This is a genomic window from Modestobacter sp. I12A-02662 (assembly GCF_041028325.1).
Classification (GTDB): Bacteria; Actinomycetota; Actinomycetes; order Mycobacteriales; family Geodermatophilaceae; genus Modestobacter.
In genome coordinates this window covers 172,532-189,530 of sequence record NZ_JABGDE010000010.1, presented here as the reverse complement: position 1 = coordinate 189,530, position 16,999 = coordinate 172,532, and the positions used below count along the sequence as shown (strand labels likewise).

The 16,999-nt window shown below is 74.0% G+C and carries 13 protein-coding genes; 9 read left to right on the top strand and 4 right to left on the bottom strand.

The features are described from left to right. Positions 1 to 18: 18 nt before the first annotated feature. The 5 genes from HL189_RS16355 to pgi all read left to right on the top strand — a co-directional run bounded on the left by HL189_RS16355 (position 19) and on the right by pgi (position 6,559). Positions 19 to 981, top strand: a complete 963-nt coding sequence (locus tag HL189_RS16355; protein WP_369134774.1) for a carbohydrate ABC transporter permease — start codon at positions 19 to 21, stop codon at positions 979 to 981. After that, positions 981 to 1,814 (top strand): carbohydrate ABC transporter permease, encoded by an 834-nt coding sequence (locus tag HL189_RS16350; protein ID WP_369134773.1) that lies wholly within the window; start codon positions 981 to 983, stop codon positions 1,812 to 1,814. The genes HL189_RS16355 and HL189_RS16350 overlap by 1 nt, the downstream gene beginning before the upstream one ends. Positions 1,815 to 1,853: 39 nt before the next feature. Beyond that, a complete protein-coding gene (locus tag HL189_RS16345) occupies positions 1,854 to 3,116 on the top strand; it encodes an ABC transporter ATP-binding protein (protein WP_369134772.1) in 1,263 nt (420 codons plus the stop codon). 64 nt (positions 3,117 to 3,180) lie between these two features. Further along, the gene (locus HL189_RS16340) at positions 3,181 to 4,797 is read left to right on the top strand and encodes a glycoside hydrolase family 13 protein (protein WP_369134771.1); all 1,617 of its coding nucleotides are present in this window, start codon (positions 3,181 to 3,183) and stop codon (positions 4,795 to 4,797) included. 130 nt (positions 4,798 to 4,927) lie between these two features. Next, entirely contained in the window at positions 4,928 to 6,559 is a 1,632-nt protein-coding gene (gene pgi, locus HL189_RS16335) for a glucose-6-phosphate isomerase (protein ID WP_369134770.1), read from the top strand. Positions 6,560 to 6,584: 25 nt separating this feature from the next. On the opposite strand, the gene HL189_RS16330 is transcribed toward pgi, so the two are convergent. After that, the gene (locus HL189_RS16330) at positions 6,585 to 7,574 is read right to left on the bottom strand and encodes a carbohydrate kinase (RefSeq protein WP_369134769.1); all 990 of its coding nucleotides are present in this window, start codon (positions 7,572 to 7,574) and stop codon (positions 6,585 to 6,587) included. Positions 7,575 to 7,727: 153 nt separating this feature from the next. Between HL189_RS16330 and HL189_RS16325 the strand changes: the two genes are divergently transcribed. Further along, entirely contained in the window at positions 7,728 to 8,579 is an 852-nt protein-coding gene (locus HL189_RS16325; protein ID WP_369134768.1) for a PspA/IM30 family protein, read from the top strand. Between the two features lie 119 nt (positions 8,580 to 8,698). Here HL189_RS16325 and HL189_RS16320 read toward each other — a convergent pair whose 3' ends face one another. Next, positions 8,699 to 9,550, bottom strand: a complete 852-nt coding sequence (locus tag HL189_RS16320) for a DNA-formamidopyrimidine glycosylase family protein (protein ID WP_369134767.1) — start codon at positions 9,548 to 9,550, stop codon at positions 8,699 to 8,701. 180 nt (positions 9,551 to 9,730) lie between these two features. Here HL189_RS16320 and HL189_RS16315 point away from each other — a divergent pair, with 180 nt between their 5' ends. Next, complete coding sequence (locus HL189_RS16315; protein ID WP_369134766.1) at positions 9,731 to 10,318, top strand: antibiotic biosynthesis monooxygenase; 588 nt, start codon at positions 9,731 to 9,733, stop codon at positions 10,316 to 10,318. 9 nt (positions 10,319 to 10,327) lie between these two features. On the opposite strand, the gene HL189_RS16310 is transcribed toward HL189_RS16315, so the two are convergent. Further along, complete coding sequence (locus tag HL189_RS16310) at positions 10,328 to 14,917, bottom strand: ATP-dependent helicase (RefSeq protein WP_369134765.1); 4,590 nt, start codon at positions 14,915 to 14,917, stop codon at positions 10,328 to 10,330. Between the two features lie 65 nt (positions 14,918 to 14,982). On the opposite strand from HL189_RS16310, the gene HL189_RS16305 reads away from it, so the two are divergent. Together HL189_RS16305 and HL189_RS16300 are read left to right on the top strand one after the other, a co-directional pair. Further along, positions 14,983 to 15,792 (top strand): glycoside hydrolase family 16 protein, encoded by an 810-nt coding sequence (locus HL189_RS16305; protein ID WP_369134764.1) that lies wholly within the window; start codon positions 14,983 to 14,985, stop codon positions 15,790 to 15,792. A gap of 63 nt (positions 15,793 to 15,855) precedes the next feature. After that, positions 15,856 to 16,077, top strand: coding sequence for a KTSC domain-containing protein (locus HL189_RS16300; RefSeq protein WP_369134763.1), 222 nt, complete (start codon positions 15,856 to 15,858; stop codon positions 16,075 to 16,077). 9 nt (positions 16,078 to 16,086) lie between these two features. On the opposite strand, the gene HL189_RS16295 is transcribed toward HL189_RS16300, so the two are convergent. Beyond that, a complete protein-coding gene (locus HL189_RS16295) occupies positions 16,087 to 16,827 on the bottom strand; it encodes a hypothetical protein (RefSeq protein WP_369134762.1) in 741 nt (246 codons plus the stop codon). Between the last annotated feature and the right edge of the window lie 172 nt (positions 16,828 to 16,999).

Genomic DNA, 16,999 nt, shown 5'->3' with positions numbered 1-16,999 from the left:
CGTCAGCGAGGAGCCCTCATGAGCACCACGACCCTTCCCCCGACCGAGAAGACCCAGCCGGTCTCGGCGCCGAAGGGCGGGATCAGCGACCGGTCGCGCGCGGAGCGGAAGCTCGGCTGGCTGCTGGCCGGGCCGGCCTTCCTGGTGATGCTCGCCGTCACCGCCTACCCGATCCTGCAGGCGGTCTACGACTCGCTGTTCTCCTACCGGCTCACCGACCCCGCCAACCGGTCGTTCAACGGCCTGACCAACTACTGGGTGATCCTCACCGACCAGCTGTGGTGGACGGCGATCGGTGTGACGTTGCTGATCACGGTCATCACCGTGGCGGTCGAGCTGGTGCTGGGCTTCGCGCTGGCGCTGGTCATGTCCAAGGCGCTGTCCTCCATCCGGCCGGTCGTCCGGGCCGCCATCCTGATCCCCTACGCGGTGATCACCGTCGTGTCGGCGTTCGCCTGGCAGTTCGCCTTCGACATCAACACCGGGTTCGTCAACAGCTGGTTCGCCTGGCTCCCGGGGATCTCCCCGACCACCGACTGGTTCGGGGACTTCGGCACCTCGCTGCTCGTCATCTGCCTTGCGGAGATCTGGAAGACCACGCCGTTCATCTCGCTGCTCCTGCTCGCCGGCCTGGCGCAGGTGCCCGAGGTGCTCCAGGAGGCGGCCAAGGTCGACGGCGCCTCCTGGTGGCAGCGGATGTGGAAGGTGACGATCCCCAACATGAAGGCGGCGATCATGGTCGCCCTACTCTTCCGCACCCTCGACGCCTTCCGCGTCTTCGACAGCATCTTCGTGATGACCGGAGGCGCGAACAACACCGAGTCGGTGTCGTTCCTGGCCTACCGGCAGACCATCGCCCGGCTGGAGATCGGCCTGGGCTCGGCGGTGTCCGTGCTGCTGTTCCTCGCGGTGGTGCTCATCGCCGCGCTGTTCATCAAGGGCTTCAAGGTCGACCTGGCCGGGACGCGGGGGGACAGCTGATGTCGACGAAGGAACGGAACCTGTGGATCGCCGGCGGGATCCTGATCCTGCTGTACTGCCTGTTCCCCATCGCCTGGATCGTCTCGCTGTCGTTCAAGGCGCCGGCCGACATCGCCAACGGGTCGTTCCTGCCGACGACGTTCTCCGGGGTGAACTACGAGACCATCCTCACCGGCAGTGCCAGTGGCCTGTTCCTGCCGGCGCTGCGCAACTCCTTCGGCATCTGCCTGATCGCCACCGCGATCAGCTGCCTGCTGTCGATGTTCGCCGCCTACGCCATCGCCCGGCTGGACTTCCCGGGCAAGAAGCTGGTCCTGTCGACGGCGCTGGCCGTGGCGATCTTCCCGGTCATCTCGATCGTCACGCCGCTGTTCAACGTGTGGCGGCAGATCGGTCTCTACGACACCTGGCCGGGGTTGATCATCCCGTACCTGTCGCTCACGCTGCCGATCTCGATCTGGACGATGTCCGCGTTCTTCCGGGAGATCCCCTGGGAGATGGAGCAGGCGGCGCAGGTGGACGGTGCCACGACGTGGCAGGCCTTCCGGAAGGTCATCGTGCCGCTGGCGGCACCGGGCGTGTTCACCACGGCGATCATCGCCTTCTTCATCGCCTGGAACGACTTCGTCTACGGCATCTCCCTGACCTCGACCGGTGCCTCCCGTCCGGTGCCTGCGGCGCTGGGGCTGTTCTCCGGGGCCTCGCAGTTCGAGGACCCCACCGGCGCGATCGCCGCCGCGGCGGTGATCGTCACCGTCCCGGTCGTCGTCCTCGTGCTGCTGTTCCAGCGGCGCATCGTCGCCGGCCTGACCAACGGCGCCGTCAAGGGCTGACCGCCCCAACCACCTGACCTGCGAGGAGAACGAGCACCGATGGCTGCCATCGAGATGAAGAACATCGTCAAGCAGTACGGGGACGGCTTCCCGGCGGTGAACGACGTGAGCCTGGACATCGCCGACGGGGAGTTCATGATCCTGGTCGGACCCTCCGGCTGCGGGAAGTCCACCCTGCTGCGGATGATCGTCGGACTGGAGGACATCAGCAGCGGGGACATGGTCATCGGCGGGAAGCGGGTCAACGACCTCGCGCCCCGCGAACGCAACCTGTCGATGGTCTTCCAGAACTACGCCCTGTACCCCCACCTGACCGTCTTCGAGAACATCGCCTTCCCGCTGCGGCTGGCCAAGACCGACGACGCCGAGGTGCGCCGCCGGGTCACCGAGGCCGCCGACGTCCTGGAGCTGCACGAGCACCTGGAGCGCAAGCCGGCGAACCTCTCCGGTGGTCAGCGCCAGCGCGTCGCGATGGGCCGGGCGATCGTCCGCCAGGCCGAGGCGTTCCTCTTCGACGAGCCGCTGTCGAACCTGGACGCCAAGCTGCGCGGCCAGATGCGCACCGAGATCTCCCGGCTGCAGCGCCGGCTGGGGATCACCACCGTCTACGTCACGCACGACCAGACCGAGGCCATGACCCTCGGCGACCGGGTGTGCGTTCTCCGCAAGGGCAAGATCCAGCAGGTCGCCTCGCCGCGGGAGCTGTACGACCAGCCGGTCAACCTCTTCGTCGCCGGGTTCATCGGCTCGCCGCCGATGAACTTCCTGCCGGCCCGCCCGGAGGGCAACCGGCTCACCACGCCGTTCGGGCCGGTGGAGCTAGACCAGAAGCGCGCGGCCGCGGTCGCCGGCCGTGACCTGCTGCTGGTCGGCATCCGGCCGGAGTACTTCGAGGACGCGTCCCTCGTCGACGAGGCGAAGCGGCCGCTGGGCACGGTCTTCCGGGCCCGGGTCGACGTGACCGAGTGGCTGGGCGACCAGCAGTACGCCTACATCCCCTACGAGGCGCCGGCCGAGATCACCTCCCAGCTGCGGGACCTCTCCCGGGAGCTGGACTCCGAGGAGCTGCGCACCCAGGCCATCGTCTCCATCGACTCGACCAGCCGGATCCGGGAGGGCCGCGACGCGGAGTTCTGGCTGGACACCCGCAAGGTGCACGTCTTCGACCCGACCACGGGCGAGAACCTCACCCGGGACGCCGAGGCAGGAGCGCGGCTGACCCAGATGGCGGAGGAGGACCGGGCCGAGCAGCTGCAGGACGCGCAGACCAATCAGCAGGGCCGGCACGCCGACGCCGTCTGAGCCGACCGCGGTCCCGGCCACCGGGACGGGCAGCGCCGCGGCCCGTCCCTGGTGGCGGCGCGCCGTGGTCTACGAGGTGTACCTGCGCAGTTTCGGCGACGCCAACGCCGACGGGCTCGGGGACGTGGGAGGTCTTCGAGCCCGGCTGCCGTACCTGGCGGAGCTGGGGGTCGACGCGCTGTGGGTGACGCCCTGGTACCCGTCGCCGATGGCCGACGGCGGCTACGACATCACCGACCACACCGACGTCGACCCGCGCTTCGGCACGCTCGCCGACGTCGATGCGCTGCTCGACGAGGCCCACGCCCTCGGCCTGCGGGTCGTGGTCGACCTCGTCGCCAACCACACCTCCGACCAGCACCCCTGGTTCCGCGCGGCGCTCGCCGCCGGGCCGGGCTCGCCGGAACGGGCCAGGTACTTCTTCCGGGACGGCCGGGCCGGCGGCGACGAGCCGCCCAACGACTGGGTCAGCGCGTTCGGCGGGCCGGCCTGGACCCGGGTCCGGGAGCCGGACGGCCGGCCGGGGCAGTGGTACCTGCACACCTTCGCCCCCCAGCAGCCCGACGTGGACTGGGGCCACACGGCGGTCCAGCAGGCCTACGACGACGTCGTCCGCTTCTGGCTGGACCGCGGCGCGGACGGGCTGCGCGTCGACGCCGCCCCGGCGATGGCCAAGGTGCCCGGCCTGCCGGACGCCGGGCACGGGCCCGGCGCGCGCTTCGACTCCCGCCGGTGGACCGACAGCCCGCACTGGGACGTCGACGACGTGCACGCGATCCTCCGCCGGTGGCGGGCGATCGGCGACGGCTACCCCGGCGACCGGGTGTTCGTCTCCGAGGCGGTCGTGCGCCCGGAACGGCTGAGCCGGTACGTCCGCCCCGACGAGATGCACACCACCTTCAACTTCGACTTCCTCGTCGCGCCGTGGCGGGCCGGCCCGCTGCGCGCGGTGATCGACCGGACCATCGCCGGGCTCCGGCCGATCGGTGCGCCGCCGACCTGGGTGCTGAGCAGCCACGACGAGACCCGGCACGTCACCCGGTACGCCCGGCCGCAGCCCGACGCCTCCCCGGCGGCACCGGACGACGCGGCTCCGGCGGACCTGGAGCTGGGGCTGCGGCGGGCCCGGGCGGCGGCGCTGCTGACTCTGGCGCTGCCCGGGGGCGCGTACGTCTACCAGGGCGAGGAGCTCGGGCTCCCCGAGGTCGAGGACCTGCCCGAGGAGGTGCTCCAGGACCCCACCTGGCAGCGGTCCGGGTACACCGAGCGGGGCCGCGACGGGTGCCGGGTGCCACTGCCCTGGTCCGGGGACGCCCCGCCGTTCGGCTTCACCGCACCGGACGTGCAGCCGTGGCTGCCCCAGCCCGCCGCCTGGGTGGCGCTCACCGCCGAGCGGCAGCGCGCCGACCCGGACTCCACCTGGTCGCTGTACGGGGACGCGCTCGCGCTGCGCAGGCAGCTGCCCGGGCTCGCCGCGGAGGAGCTCGACTGGGACACCGACGCGGACGCCGACGTGCTGTCCTTCCGCCGGGACCCGGGGTTCCGCTGCGTGGTCAACCTCGGGGAGCGGCCGGTGCGCCTCACCGGGCGGGGACGGGTGCTGCTGGCCAGCGGGCCGGTGTCCGACGTCCTCCCGCCAGACACCGCTGTGTGGCTGGCGACCGACCGGCCGTCGTCCTGACCTCAGCACTCCCTGCGCGCCCGGCCGCCCCGCCGGTCGGGCACGATGCCCCCGGCAGTGTTTGCCGGGGAGCGGTGCCGTGCACATCCGTTCCCCGACGGACCACGGCGGACCCTGGAGGCAGACAGGCATGGACATCACCGCGACCGACGAGTGGGCGGCGCTGACCACCCACCACGCCGAGGTCGAGGGCCGGCAGCTCCGCGAGCTGTTCGCCGAGGACCCCGACCGCGGGACCCGGCTCACCGCGACCGCCGGGGACCTGTACCTCGACTACTCCAAGCACCGGGTCACCGACGAGACGCTCCGCCTGCTCGTCGCGCTGGCCGAGCGCGCCGGGGTGCGGGAGCGCGCGGAGGCCATGTTCCGCGGCGAGCACATCAACGTCACCGAGGACCGCGCCGTCCTGCACGTCGCGTTGCGCGCCCCGGCCGGCCAGGGGCTGGAGGTCGACGGGCAGAACGTCTCCGGCGACGTCGCCGAGGTGCTGGGCAGGATGCGGGCATTCGCCGACCGGGTGCGTTCGGGGGAGTGGGTGGGGCACACCGGCAAGCGGATCCGCGCCGTGGTCAACATCGGGATCGGCGGGTCGGACCTGGGCCCGGCGATGGCCTACGCCGCGCTGCGCGACTACAGCGACCGGGACCTGACCCTGCGGTTCGTCTCCAACATCGACCCGACCGACTTCGCCGAGGCCACCCGCGACCTGGACCCGACCGAGACGCTCGTCATCGTCTGCTCCAAGACGTTCACCACGCTGGAGACGCTGACCAACGCGAAGGTGGCCCGCGCCTGGCTGCTGGACGCGCTGGGCGGCGACGAGACCGCGGTCGCCAAGCACTTCGTCGCTGTCTCCACCAACACCGAGGCGGTGAAGGCGTTCGGCATCGACCCGGACAACATGTTCGGCTTCTGGGACTGGGTCGGCGGCCGCTACTCCTTCACCTCCGCGATCGGCCTGTCGCTGATGGTCGCCATCGGGCCGGACGCCTACGACGAGATGCTCGCCGGCTTCCACACCATCGACGAGCACTTCCGCACCGCGCCGCTGGCGGAGAACCTGCCGGTCCTCCAGGGGTTGCTCAACGTCTGGTACACGAACTTCTTCGGCGCCCAGACCCACGCCGTCCTGCCCTACAGCCAGTACCTCTCCCGGCTGCCCGCCTACCTGCAGCAGCTGACCATGGAGAGCAACGGCAAGTCGGTGCGCTGGGACGGCCAGCCGGTGACGACGTCGACCGGCGAGGTGTACTGGGGCGAGCCGGGGACCAACGGCCAGCACGCCTTCCACCAGCTGCTGCACCAGGGCACCACGATCGTGCCGGCCGACTTCATCGGCTTCGGGCAGCCGAACCACGATCTCGAGGACATGCACGACCTGCTCATGGCCAACTTCTTCGCGCAGAGCGCGGTGCTGGCGTTCGGCCGGACGGCGGAGGAGGTCGCCGCCGAGGGGACCGCGCCCGACGTCGTGCCGCACAAGGTGATGCCGGGCAACCGGCCGTCCTCCACCGTCCTGGCGCCGCGGCTGACGCCGGGCACGCTGGGCCAGCTGGTCGCGTTCTACGAGCACACGGTGTTCGTCGAGGGCGTCGTCTGGCAGATCGACTCGTTCGACCAGTGGGGCGTGGAGCTCGGCAAGGTGATGGCCAAGCAGCTCGAGCCCGCCCTCACCAGCGAGGAGGCGCCGGCGCTGGACCAGGACAGCTCGACGGCCGGGCTGATCCGCCGCTACCGGGAGCTGCGCGGCCGCACCGTGTAGCCGCACGGTCAGCCAGGACGTCGCCTCAGGGCTGACCCGCGGTCCAGGCGTCCAGCTCCGCGCGGGTGGGTGGCTGCGCGCCCTCCCGGGTGCAGGTGAGCGCGGCCACCCGGGACGCCGTGGTGACCAGCCGCTCCAGGTCGGCGTCGGACACCTCGTCGAGGGCGCGGCGGCTGGTCACCCCGGACTCGAGCAGTCCGGTCAGCAGCCCGGCGGCGAGCGCGTCCCCGGCGCCGACGGTGTCGGCCACGGTCACGGTGGGCGGCCGCACCCGCATCAGGGGCCGGCCGGGGCGCGCGACCCGCAGCGGGGACCCGCCGTCGGTGAGCAGCACGAGCCCGGGACCACGCTCGGCCCACCGCGTCGCGACGCCGTCCAGGTCGCCGTGCCCGGGCTCGAGCCAGTCGAGGTCCTCGGAGCTGACCTTCACCACGTCGGCCGCCGCGACCAGCCGGTCCAGCCGCTGGTGGACGTCGGCGGCGGTGTTGCCGAACCCCTCGGCGAGCATCGGCCGGATGTTGGGATCGACGCTGACCAGCGCCGTCCCGTCGTCGTGCAGGCGCTCCACCAGCCGGGCGATGGCCTCGCAGCCGGGCGCCGTCCAGCTGGAGATGGAGCCGACGTGCACGGCCCGGGCCTCGGCCGGGAAGCCGGCGGCGAGCTCCTCGTCGGTCCACTGCCAGTCGGCCGCGCCGAGCACGTGGAAGCTGTAGTCGGCCGAGCCCGTCACGTCCAGGGCGACGATCGCGACGCTCACCGGGTCGTCGCTGTCGACCATCGCGGAGACGTCGACGCCGGAGATCTCCGCATGCCGGCGGAGGTGGTCGCGCAGCGGGCCGCGGCCCAGCCGGGCGAGCAGCCGCACCGGATGGCCGAGCCGGCCCGCGGTGACCGCGACGTTGAGCGCGTTCCCCCCGGGCCGGGCGATGAAGTGCGGCGCGGTGCCCTCGGGCCCCGCGTCGGCGGACGGGTCGGGGATGAGGTCGACGACGAGCTCACCTATGACGCAGATCACGGCGACAAGCTACGGCCTCGGCCCCTCCGGCACGCGACCGGTGACGCGCGGTGGCTGACGTGGGCAGGTGCCTGGGACGATGATCGGCGAGGACGTCGCCCGTGCCGCACCTCTCGCCGCCCGGCGGGGACAGTGCGCCGGACAGGAGGAACCATGCCCAACCCGTTCGTGAAGCTGTGGAAGTACCTGACGGCGTCGGCGAACCAGCAGATCGACCAGCGCGCGGACCCCAAGGTGCAGATCGCGCAGGCCATCGAGGCCGAGCAGTCGCGGCACCAGGCGCTGGCCAACCAGGCGGCGGCGGTGCTGGGCAACCAGCGTCAGCTGGAGATGCGGCTGAACCGGCAGCTCGGTGAGGTGGAGCAGCTGCAGGCCTCCGCCCGGCAGGCGCTGACCCTCGCCGACCAGCAGCGTGCCGGCGGCAACGCGCAGAAGGCCGCCGAGTACGAGCAGGCGGCGCAGGCGTTCGCGACCCAGCTGGTGAGCGCGGAGCAGGCGATGGAGGACCTCAAGCGCAGCCACGACGAGGCGCTGCAGGCCGCCGAGCAGGCCAAGGGCGCGGTCGAGCAGAGCCGGATGCGGCTGCAGACCACCCTCGCCGAGCGGACCAAGCTCCTCTCGCAGCTGGAGCAGGCGAAGATGCAGGAGCGGGTCGCCGACTCCCTGCGCCAGGTCAACGAGCTGTCCGCGCCGGGCAACACGCCGTCGCTCGGCGAGGTCCGCGACAAGATCGAGGCCCGGTACGCCAACGCCCTGGGGCACGCGGAGCTCGCGCAGAACTCCGTCGAGGGCCGGATGCAGGAGGTGCAGCGGGCCACCCTCGACGTGGCCGGCGCCTCCCGGCTCGCCGAGATCCGGTCGGCCATGGGCGGGGGAGCAGCGAGCCGCCCCGCGGTCGAGGGCACCACCGCGGCCGGCGCGCTGGAGCAGGGCAACGGCGCGGTGAGCGGCGTCGGCACCGAGCAGCCGCAGGCGCAGCCCGTGGAGCGCACCGACCCGGCCTGACGAAGGACCACCCTCCTCCCCACACCTCGCACGCTCGGCGCGGGCCCCTGGAGGGTGGCCGTTCCCGCACGACACCGGACCGCCCGGCCCCGGGGTTCCCGGGGCCGGGCGGTGTCGTCTCAGCGGCCGGCGAGCGTCGGCGGGTGGTCGTGCTCGCCGGTACGTGCCGACGGGTCGATGGGGCTGCGCGGCGCCTGGCAGTTCGGGCACCACCACGTCACCCGCTCCTGGGTGTCCGGTCCCTGGTCACCGAGCAGGATCCGGGTGCCGCAGCGGCGGCAGGGCCGGCCCTTCCGCCCGGCGACCCAGTGGTCCTCGCCGCGACGCGTGCTGCCGGTGGTGCTCTGCTCCGGGCGGTGCCGGTTGGCGAGCATCAGGGTCCGGGCCCGGTTCACCAGGCCGGCCAGGTCCGGGACGTCGGCGACCCGCGTCCACGGGTGGACGCCGGCGAGGAACAGCGACTCGACCTTGTAGAGGTTGCCGATGCCGGCCAGGTTCCGCTGGTCGAGCAGGGCGACCCCGATCTGCTCGTCGGGATGGCTGAGCAGCCGGCGCAGCGCCTCGTCGAGGTCCCAGTCCGGGCCCAGGACGTCGGGGCCCAGGTGGCCGACGAGCTGGTCCTCGTCGGCGGTGGCCACCAGCGCCATGTCGTGCAGCCGGTACCCGACGCACTCCCACTCCTGGGTGGCCAGCACGGCCCGGACGGCGAAGGCAGGACCCCCGTGCCACTTCGTGCCGGGCCGGTAGATGTGCCAGCTGCCGTCCATCCGGTAGTGGGTGCGCAGGGTCCGGCCGTCGGCGAGCCGGATCAGCATGTGCTTGCCGCGGGGGACGACCTCGGTGACGGTCGCGCCGGCCAGGTCGACGGCGGCCAGCTGCGGCACCCGCAGCTCACCCCGGCGCAGCGTCGCCCCGGCCAGCGCCGTGTGCATCCGCTGCGCGGCGAGCCAGACGGTGTCTCCCTCGGGCATGACGACCATGATCCCCTGCGCGGCGGCCCGCTGCCGTCCGTGCCGCTGCGCGAGGTCTCATCGGCGATGGCCGGCCGGACCCCTAGCCGGGAGGCCGCTCGCCGGGCGGGCCGGGCTCTGTGAAGGGGCCGACATCCGGGAACAGCCCCGGCCCCGGCGGCGCTCCGGCAGGCCGTGGACATGACGGCGCGACTGCGCACCCTGCCCGCGCGGCTGGCCGGCAACTCCGCCGGCCGGGCACCCGAGCCGGTGACGGTGACCGTCGCGCGGGTGGTGCGCCCGGAGCTGCAGAACGCCTTCGAGCAGTGGGCCACCGACGTCCAGGAGGTCGTGGCGGCCTTTTGGGGGCATGTCGGCTCGTCCCTGCTGCGTCCCGGCCCGGGGAGCGACGAGTACCACCTCGTCTACCGGTTCGCCGACGACGCGTCGCTGGCCGCGTGGGAGCGGTCGCCCGAGCGCCGCGGAGCGCTGGAGGAGGTGCGCCGGCTGGTCGAGGACGAGCGGGTCGCCCGCGCCGTGGGCCTGGAGACCTTCTTCGCGGTGCCACCGCGCCCCGGCCCGGCCTGGCGCAGCTGGCTGCTCACCGTCGCGGTCGTGCTGGCGGTGACCACCTCGTTCCAGCTGGTTGCCGTTCCCTTCGTCGGGAACTGGCCCTGGCCGCTGCGGCTGGTGCTGTCCGCGGTGTACGTCGTGACCGCGCTGCGGGTCCTGATGCCGCGGCTGAGCCGCCGGTACGCACCCTGGCTGCAGGGCTCCCGCCGCCGCTGACCTCCGGGGTCAGCCGCGGAGGCGGAGGCCCCGCGGGGTGGCAGCGAACCCGGCTGCCTGCAGCGCCGTGGACAACGGCGTGGACTCGTGCACCGAGGCGCCGTCGGCCTTCTGCACCGTCATCCGTCCGAGCGCCCCCGATGCCACGGCGCCGGACAGCGCGGTGGTCGCCTCCTTGAGGGTGTGCTCGTCCTCGGTCCAGGACAGCAGGGTCTTGCCGCCGCGCTCGACGTAGAGCACCAGCTCGCCGTCGACCAGCACCACCAGCGCACCGGCCTTGCGCCCGGCCCGGTGCCCGCTCTTGCGGCTGCCGGTGCCCTCCCCGATGTCGACGGCCTCGTCGTCGCCGGTGAGCCGCTCCGGCCAGGGCAGTGCCGCGCCGTACACGTTCGCCGGGTCGGTGGCCGCCAGCACCACCGGGCCGGACGGCGTGCGGTCCGGGCTGGCGAAGCTGCGCAGCCGGTCGACCGCGCCCGCGCCGCCGAACTGGGCGGCACCGAGCGTCTCGACGAAGTAGCCGCGGCGGGCCCGGCCGTTCTCCTCGAACGCGCGGAGCACCGGGTAGACGGCGGAGAAGCCACCGGGGACCTGCTCGGCCTGGACCGCGCCGCGGGTGAGGACGCCGTGCCGCTCCATCAGCGCCTCGGCGCGCGCCGTCGTGCGCTTGGTCACGTTGGTCTCCAGCTCCGGCAGGCGCGACCACCGGCCGGCCATCGTCGGCGGGCCGGTGCGGCTGGGCAGAGCCGGACGGCCCAGCCGGGTGCGCCCGTAGCGGCTGCGGTCGAGCCGGGCCCGCGGGGCGGCGGGGGCCTTGCGGTGCGTGCCGCCGCTGCCCAGCCGGGCCCGCAGCGGGGCGAGCGTGTCGTTGGTCAGCGCGCCGCTCCACACCAGGTCCCAGACGACGTCGGCCAGCGCCTGGTCGTCGGTCGCGCCGACCCGGTCGGACAGCGACCGGAAGAAGAGCGCCTGCCCACCGGCGAGCTCCTCGAGCACCTGCTGGGCGACCCCGCCCTCGAGCTGCGCGCCGCCGGGCGGCTCGGGCAGCAGCAGCGGGGCCAGGTCGGCGGGCACCAGGGTGAGCCAGCCGTCCCCGCCGGACAGCCCGCCGGCACCGGCCCACAGCACCTCGCCCGCGCTGGTCAGCTCGTCGAGCATCGCGGGGGAGTAGTCGCGGACCCGCGAGGGGAGAACCAGCGACTCCAGCGCCGATGCGGGCACCAGGGCGCCGGCCAGTTGCTCCACGACGGCCAGGACGCCGTCGACCCCGCGCACCCGGCTGCCGACGGACTGCCAGGACGGCGTGAACCGGGCCAGCGTGCCGACCGGCACCGGCTCGACCTCCTGGCGCAGCTTGGCCAGCGACCGGCGGCGGATCGAGCGCAGCACGTCGGCGTCGCACCACTCCTGGCCGGTGCCGCCGGGCCGGAACTCGCCGGTGACCAGCCGGCCGGTGCCGACCAGCCGCTGCAGGGTGGCCGTCACGACGGCGACGCCCAGCCCCAGCCGGCCGGCCACGTCGCTGGGCACGAACGGCCCGTGCGTGCGGGCGTAGCGGCCGACCAGGTCGCCGAGCGGGTCGGCGACGGGCTCGGTGAACGCCTCGGGCACGCCGACCGGCAGCGCGGTGCCCAGCGCGTCCCGGAGGCGCCCGGCGTCCTCGATGGCGACGTGCCGCTCCTCCCCGGCGATCCGCACGACGATCGCCCGCCGGGCGGCGACCAGCTCGTCGAGCCACGCGGTCGGCACCCCGCGGACCCCGGCCTCGGCGATGGTCAGGTCGCCGATCCCGCGGAGCAGGTCGCTGGCGCCGTCGACGTCGCGCGGGTGCCGCTCCATGGGCAGCCGCTGCAGCTCGGCCTCCACCTCGTGCATCGCGTCGGCGTCGAGCAGCTCGCGCAGCTCGGAGCGGCCGAGCAGCTCGGCGAGCAGCCCGGTGTCGAGCGCGAGGGCCTGGGCCCGCCGCTCGGCCAGCGGGGCGTCGCCCTCGTAGATGAACTGGCCGACGTAGCCGAACAGCAGCGACTGGGCGAACGGTGACGCCGACTGCGTCTGGACGTCGACGACCCGCACCCGGCGGGAGCGGACGTCGGTCATCAGCTCGACCAGGCCGGGCACGTCGTAGACGTCCTGCAGGACCTCTCGGACCGCCTCGAGCGTGATCGGGAAGGACGAGAACTCGCTGGCCACCGACAGCAGCTGCGCCGCCCGCTGGCGCTGCTGCCACAGCGGCGTGCGCTTGCGCGGGTCGCGGCGGGGCAGCAGCAGGGCGCGGGCGGCGCACTCGCGGAACCGGCTGGCGAACAGCGCGGAGTTGCCGACCTCGGCGGTGACCTCCCGCTCGACGTCGTCCGGGTCGAGGATGGCCAGGTCGGCCTCGGGCGCCTCGCCGGTGGTGTCGGGGAGCCGCAGGACGATGCCGTCGTCGGAGTGCATGGACGCCACGTCGACGCCGTACCGCTCGCGGAGCCGGGCGGCGAGGACCAGCGCCCACGGCGCGTTGACCTGCGCGCCGAAGGGGGAGTGGACGACCAGCCGCCAGTCACCGAGCTCGTCGCGGAACCGCTCGACGAGCATCGTGCGGTCGTCGGGGATGTGCCCGGTGGCCTGTTTCTGCTCGGCCAGGTACGCGAGCAGGTTGGCCGCGCCCCACTCGTCGAGGCCGGCGGCGCGAGCCCGCTCGGCACCGGCCTCCGGCGTCGCGGAACCGACCTCGCGCAGGAACGCGCCGAGGGCCCGGCCCAGCTCCAGGGGGCGACCCTGCGTGTCGCCGTGCCAGAACGGCATCTTCCCGGGCAGCCCGGGGGCGGGGCTGACCAGCACCCGGTCGTGGGTGATCTCCTCGATCCGCCACGACGACGAGCCGAGCAGGAACACGTCGCCCACCCGGGACTCGTAGACCATCTCCTCGTCGAGCTCGCCGACCCGCCGGCCGCCGGTCTCCCCGGCGCCGGAGACGAGGAAGACGCCGAAGAGCCCGCGGTCGGGGATCGTGCCGCCGCTGGTGACCGCCAGCCGCTGCGCGCCGGCCCGGGCGGTGAGCGTGTCGGTGACCCGGTCCCAGGTGAGCCGCGGGCGGAGCTCGGCGAACGCGTCGGAGGGGTACCGGCCGGCCAGCATGTCGAGCACGGCCTGCAGCGCGGAGTCGGGCAGCGACGCGAACGCGGCCGACCGGCGGAGGACCGCCGCGACGTCGTCGACGGTGCGCGGCCGCTCGGCGACCATCGCGACGACCTGCTGGGCCAGCACGTCGAGCGGGTTGCGCAGGTAGCGGGTGGACTCGATCGACCCTGTCCGCATCCGCTCCGCGACGACGGCGCTCTGCACCAGGTCGCCGCGGAACTTCGGGAAGATGACGCCCTCGCTGACCGCGCCCACCTGGTGCCCGGCCCGGCCGACCCGCTGCAGCCCGGCGGCGACGGTGGGCGGGGACTCGACCTGCACCACGAAGTCGACCGCGCCCATGTCGATGCCCAGCTCGAGCGAGGACGTGGCGACGACGGCCGGCAGCTGGCCCGACTTCAGCGCCTCCTCCACGATCGCGCGCTGCTCCCGGGACACCGACCCGTGGTGGGCGGCGGCGATCGGCGTGACCTCCGGTGGCAGCCCGCCGCCGGCGCCGGCCTGCGCCATGAGCTGGGCGGGGTTCGCGCCGTGCGGCAGCGGCTCGCCCGTCGTCCGCTCGACGTGCAGCTCGTTCAGCCGGGCGGTGAGCCGCTCGGCCAGCCGCCGCGAGTTGGCGAAGACGATGGTGCTGCGGTGCGCCTCGATCAGGTCGAGCACCCGCTCCTCGACGGCCGGCCAGATCGACGCCCGCGGCTGGTCCCCGGCGGCGGACCCCGCCAGCTCACCGGTGGGCTGCCCCAGCTGGGACATGTCCTCCACCGGGACGACGACCGACAGGTCCCACTTCTTGTCCGCCGGCGGCGCCACCACCTGCACCGGCCGGCCACCGGCCAGGAAGGTGGACACCTCCTCGATCGGCCGCACGGTCGCCGACAGGCCGATCCGCTGCGCCGGGCGCTCCAGCAGCTCGTCGAGCCGGTCGAGCGAGACCGCGAGGTGGGCGCCGCGCTTGGTGCCGCAGACCGCGTGCACCTCGTCCAGGATCACCGTCTCCACCCCGCGCAGCGACTCCCGCGCCTGGCTGGTGAGCAGCAGGAACAGCGACTCCGGCGTGGTGATCAGGATGTCCGGCGGGCGCCGCGCGAAGGTGCGCCGCTCGTCGGCGGGGGTGTCGCCGGAGCGGACCCCGACGGTGATCTCCGGCCGCGGCAGACCCAGCCGCAGGGCGGCCTGGCCGATCCCGGTGAGCGGCGCGCGCAGGTTCCGCTCCACGTCGACGGCCAGCGCCTTGAGCGGTGAGACGTAGAGCACCCGGCAGCGGGCCAGCGGGTCCTCCGGCGGGGGGACGGCGGCGAGCCGGTCGAGGGACCACAGGAAGGCGGCCAGCGTCTTGCCCGACCCGGTCGGGGCGACGACGAGGGCGTGCTCGCCGCTGCTGATCGCCGACCAGGCGCCCTCCTGGGCCGCCGTGGGCTCGGCGAAGGCGCCGGTGAACCACGCCTGCGTGGCCGCGGAGAACCGGTCGAGGGAGGACACGCGACCAGTGTCCACGCAGGTACGACACTTCCGCCGGGACCTGCGCGACGACGAGGAGGACGGACGTGGACCGGTACCGGGACGTGCCGACGACGCTGGACCGCAGCGGATACGAGCTGGCGGTCGAGGACACCTTCGCCGGGCCGGAGCTCGACCGGTCGCTGTGGCTGCCGGAGTACCTGCCGCACTGGAGCTCCCGGGCGGCCGCGGCCGCGCGGTACCGGCTCGGGGACGGCGGGCTGCGCCTGCTGGTCGAGGAGGACCAGCCGCCGTGGTGCCCGGAGTTCGACGGCCAGGTGCGGGTCTCGAACCTGCGGACGGGGGGATTCGCCGGGCCGCTGGGGAGCCCGATCGGTCAGCACCGGTTCCGGCCGGGGGTCGTCGTCCGGGAAGAGCAACCGGAGCTGCGGCTGTACACGCCGCAGTACGGGCTGGTCGAGGTCCGCGCCCGGTTCAGCGACGACCCCGCCGCGATGGGCGCGCTGTGGCTGATCGGCGTCGAGGACGCGCCCGAGCGGTCGGCGGAGATCTGCGTGGTCGAGGTGTTCGGCAAGGACGTGCGGGACGGCCGGACGGCAGTGGGCATGGGCGTGCACCCGTTCGGCGATCCGCGCATCACCGACGACTTCGTCCGCCCCGAGCTGCCGCTCGACGCCCGCGAGTTCCACGAGTACGCGGTCGAGTGGACGGCGTCGGAGGTCGCCTTCTACGTCGACGAGCAGCTCGTGCACGTGGTGCGGCAGTCCCCCGGCTACCCGGTGCAGGTGATGCTCTCCGCGTACGCGCTGCCCGAGGCCGACGGCGCCCCACCGGCGGGGCCGTGGCCCAAGGACGTCGCGGTCGAGTGGTTCCGGGGGTGGCGGCGGACGGGCTGACGGCCCGCCCCCGCAGGATGACAATGGCGTAACTACGACGTTGTCGTCCCGGAGGGGGCAGCGATGAGACGTGCGCGGGTGCACTCCTCCAACATCCGCTCGGTCGGGTACGACCTCGACGAGCACGTGCTGGAGATCGAGTTCCACAACGGTGGGGTGTACGACTACCTCGACGTGCCGCCGGAGGAGGCGCTGGCGCTGCTGGAGTCCGACAGCCTCGGCCGCTACCTCAACGTCGCGATCAAGCCGCGGTACCGGTACCGGCCGGTGCGCCGGGCGAGCTGACCGGCCCGGTCAGCCGGCTGCCACCTGGCGGCGCAGCTGGCCCTCGGTGGGCGCCTGCACGGGGAGGAACGCCACCTCCCGCACCCGCCGGCTGGTCGGGCTGTCGGCCCGGAAGCCGCTGCCCGACGCCACCGTGCTCTCCAGCCGCACCGCGTCAGCGGCGAGGTGCAGCGCGTCCAGCCGCAGCTGGGCGAGCTCCGGCCGGCCGGCCGACCGCGGGTCGGCGGCCCGCGCGCTCAGCCGCCGGGCCACCTCGGTGTGCCGCGCGGTCAGCAGCTCGTGGTCGGCGCGGAGCGTGCCGTTGGGCCCGGTGAGCCGCCCGGCCGCGGCCGGCAGCGCGGCGTCGGCCAGCCCGATGGCCAAGGCGGTCTGCAGCAGGAGCATCGCCGGCAGGCACAGCGACACGAAGGCAGCCAGGTCGGTGCTGAGCACCTCGCCGCCGGTCACCCGCACGTCGGGCAGCCCGACCGAGCCGGTGCCGTTGAGCGCCAGCAGCGGGCCGGCGGGGACGACGGTCGCGGCGGAGAGCCGGACCACCGCGACCAGCCGCCCGCCGTCCGCGGTCCGCGCGGGGGTCACCAGGACGGCGTCGTCGAACAGGTTGGACGCCCACGGCACCGAGCCGGTCAGCCGCCAGCCGCCCCCGTCCCGCTCGGCGCGCACCGGCAGCGGCTGCCCGCCGGCGAGGTCCGTCAGCGCCGGGGCCAGCCCGGTGGAGCCGGTCAGCCCACCCGCGGTCAGTGCCGGCACGAGGGCCGCGCCGACGGGAGTGGGGCAGCAGCGCAGGTACTCCGACCATCGTCTGCGACCACAGCGAGAACGCGGCCGCCAGCGAGCCGGCCGCCACCTCGCGGACCAGCGCCACGGGCGCACCCAGCGAGGCGGCGGGGTCCGGGGACGACGGGCGGCCGAGCAGCCCGCG

Coding starts and splice junctions, on each gene's coding strand:
- HL189_RS16300 (WP_369134763.1), top strand. CDS start 15,856: ATGAGACGTGCGCGGGTGCACTCCTCCAACATCCGCTCGGTCGGGTAC.
- HL189_RS16350 (WP_369134773.1), top strand. CDS start 981: ATGTCGACGAAGGAACGGAACCTGTGGATCGCCGGCGGGATCCTGATC.
- pgi (WP_369134770.1), top strand. CDS start 4,928: ATGGACATCACCGCGACCGACGAGTGGGCGGCGCTGACCACCCACCAC.
- HL189_RS16355 (WP_369134774.1), top strand. CDS start 19: ATGAGCACCACGACCCTTCCCCCGACCGAGAAGACCCAGCCGGTCTCG.
- HL189_RS16315 (WP_369134766.1), top strand. CDS start 9,731: ATGACGGCGCGACTGCGCACCCTGCCCGCGCGGCTGGCCGGCAACTCC.
- HL189_RS16345 (WP_369134772.1), top strand. CDS start 1,854: ATGGCTGCCATCGAGATGAAGAACATCGTCAAGCAGTACGGGGACGGC.
- HL189_RS16325 (WP_369134768.1), top strand. CDS start 7,728: ATGCCCAACCCGTTCGTGAAGCTGTGGAAGTACCTGACGGCGTCGGCG.
- HL189_RS16320 (WP_369134767.1), bottom strand. CDS start 9,550: ATGCCCGAGGGAGACACCGTCTGGCTCGCCGCGCAGCGGATGCACACG.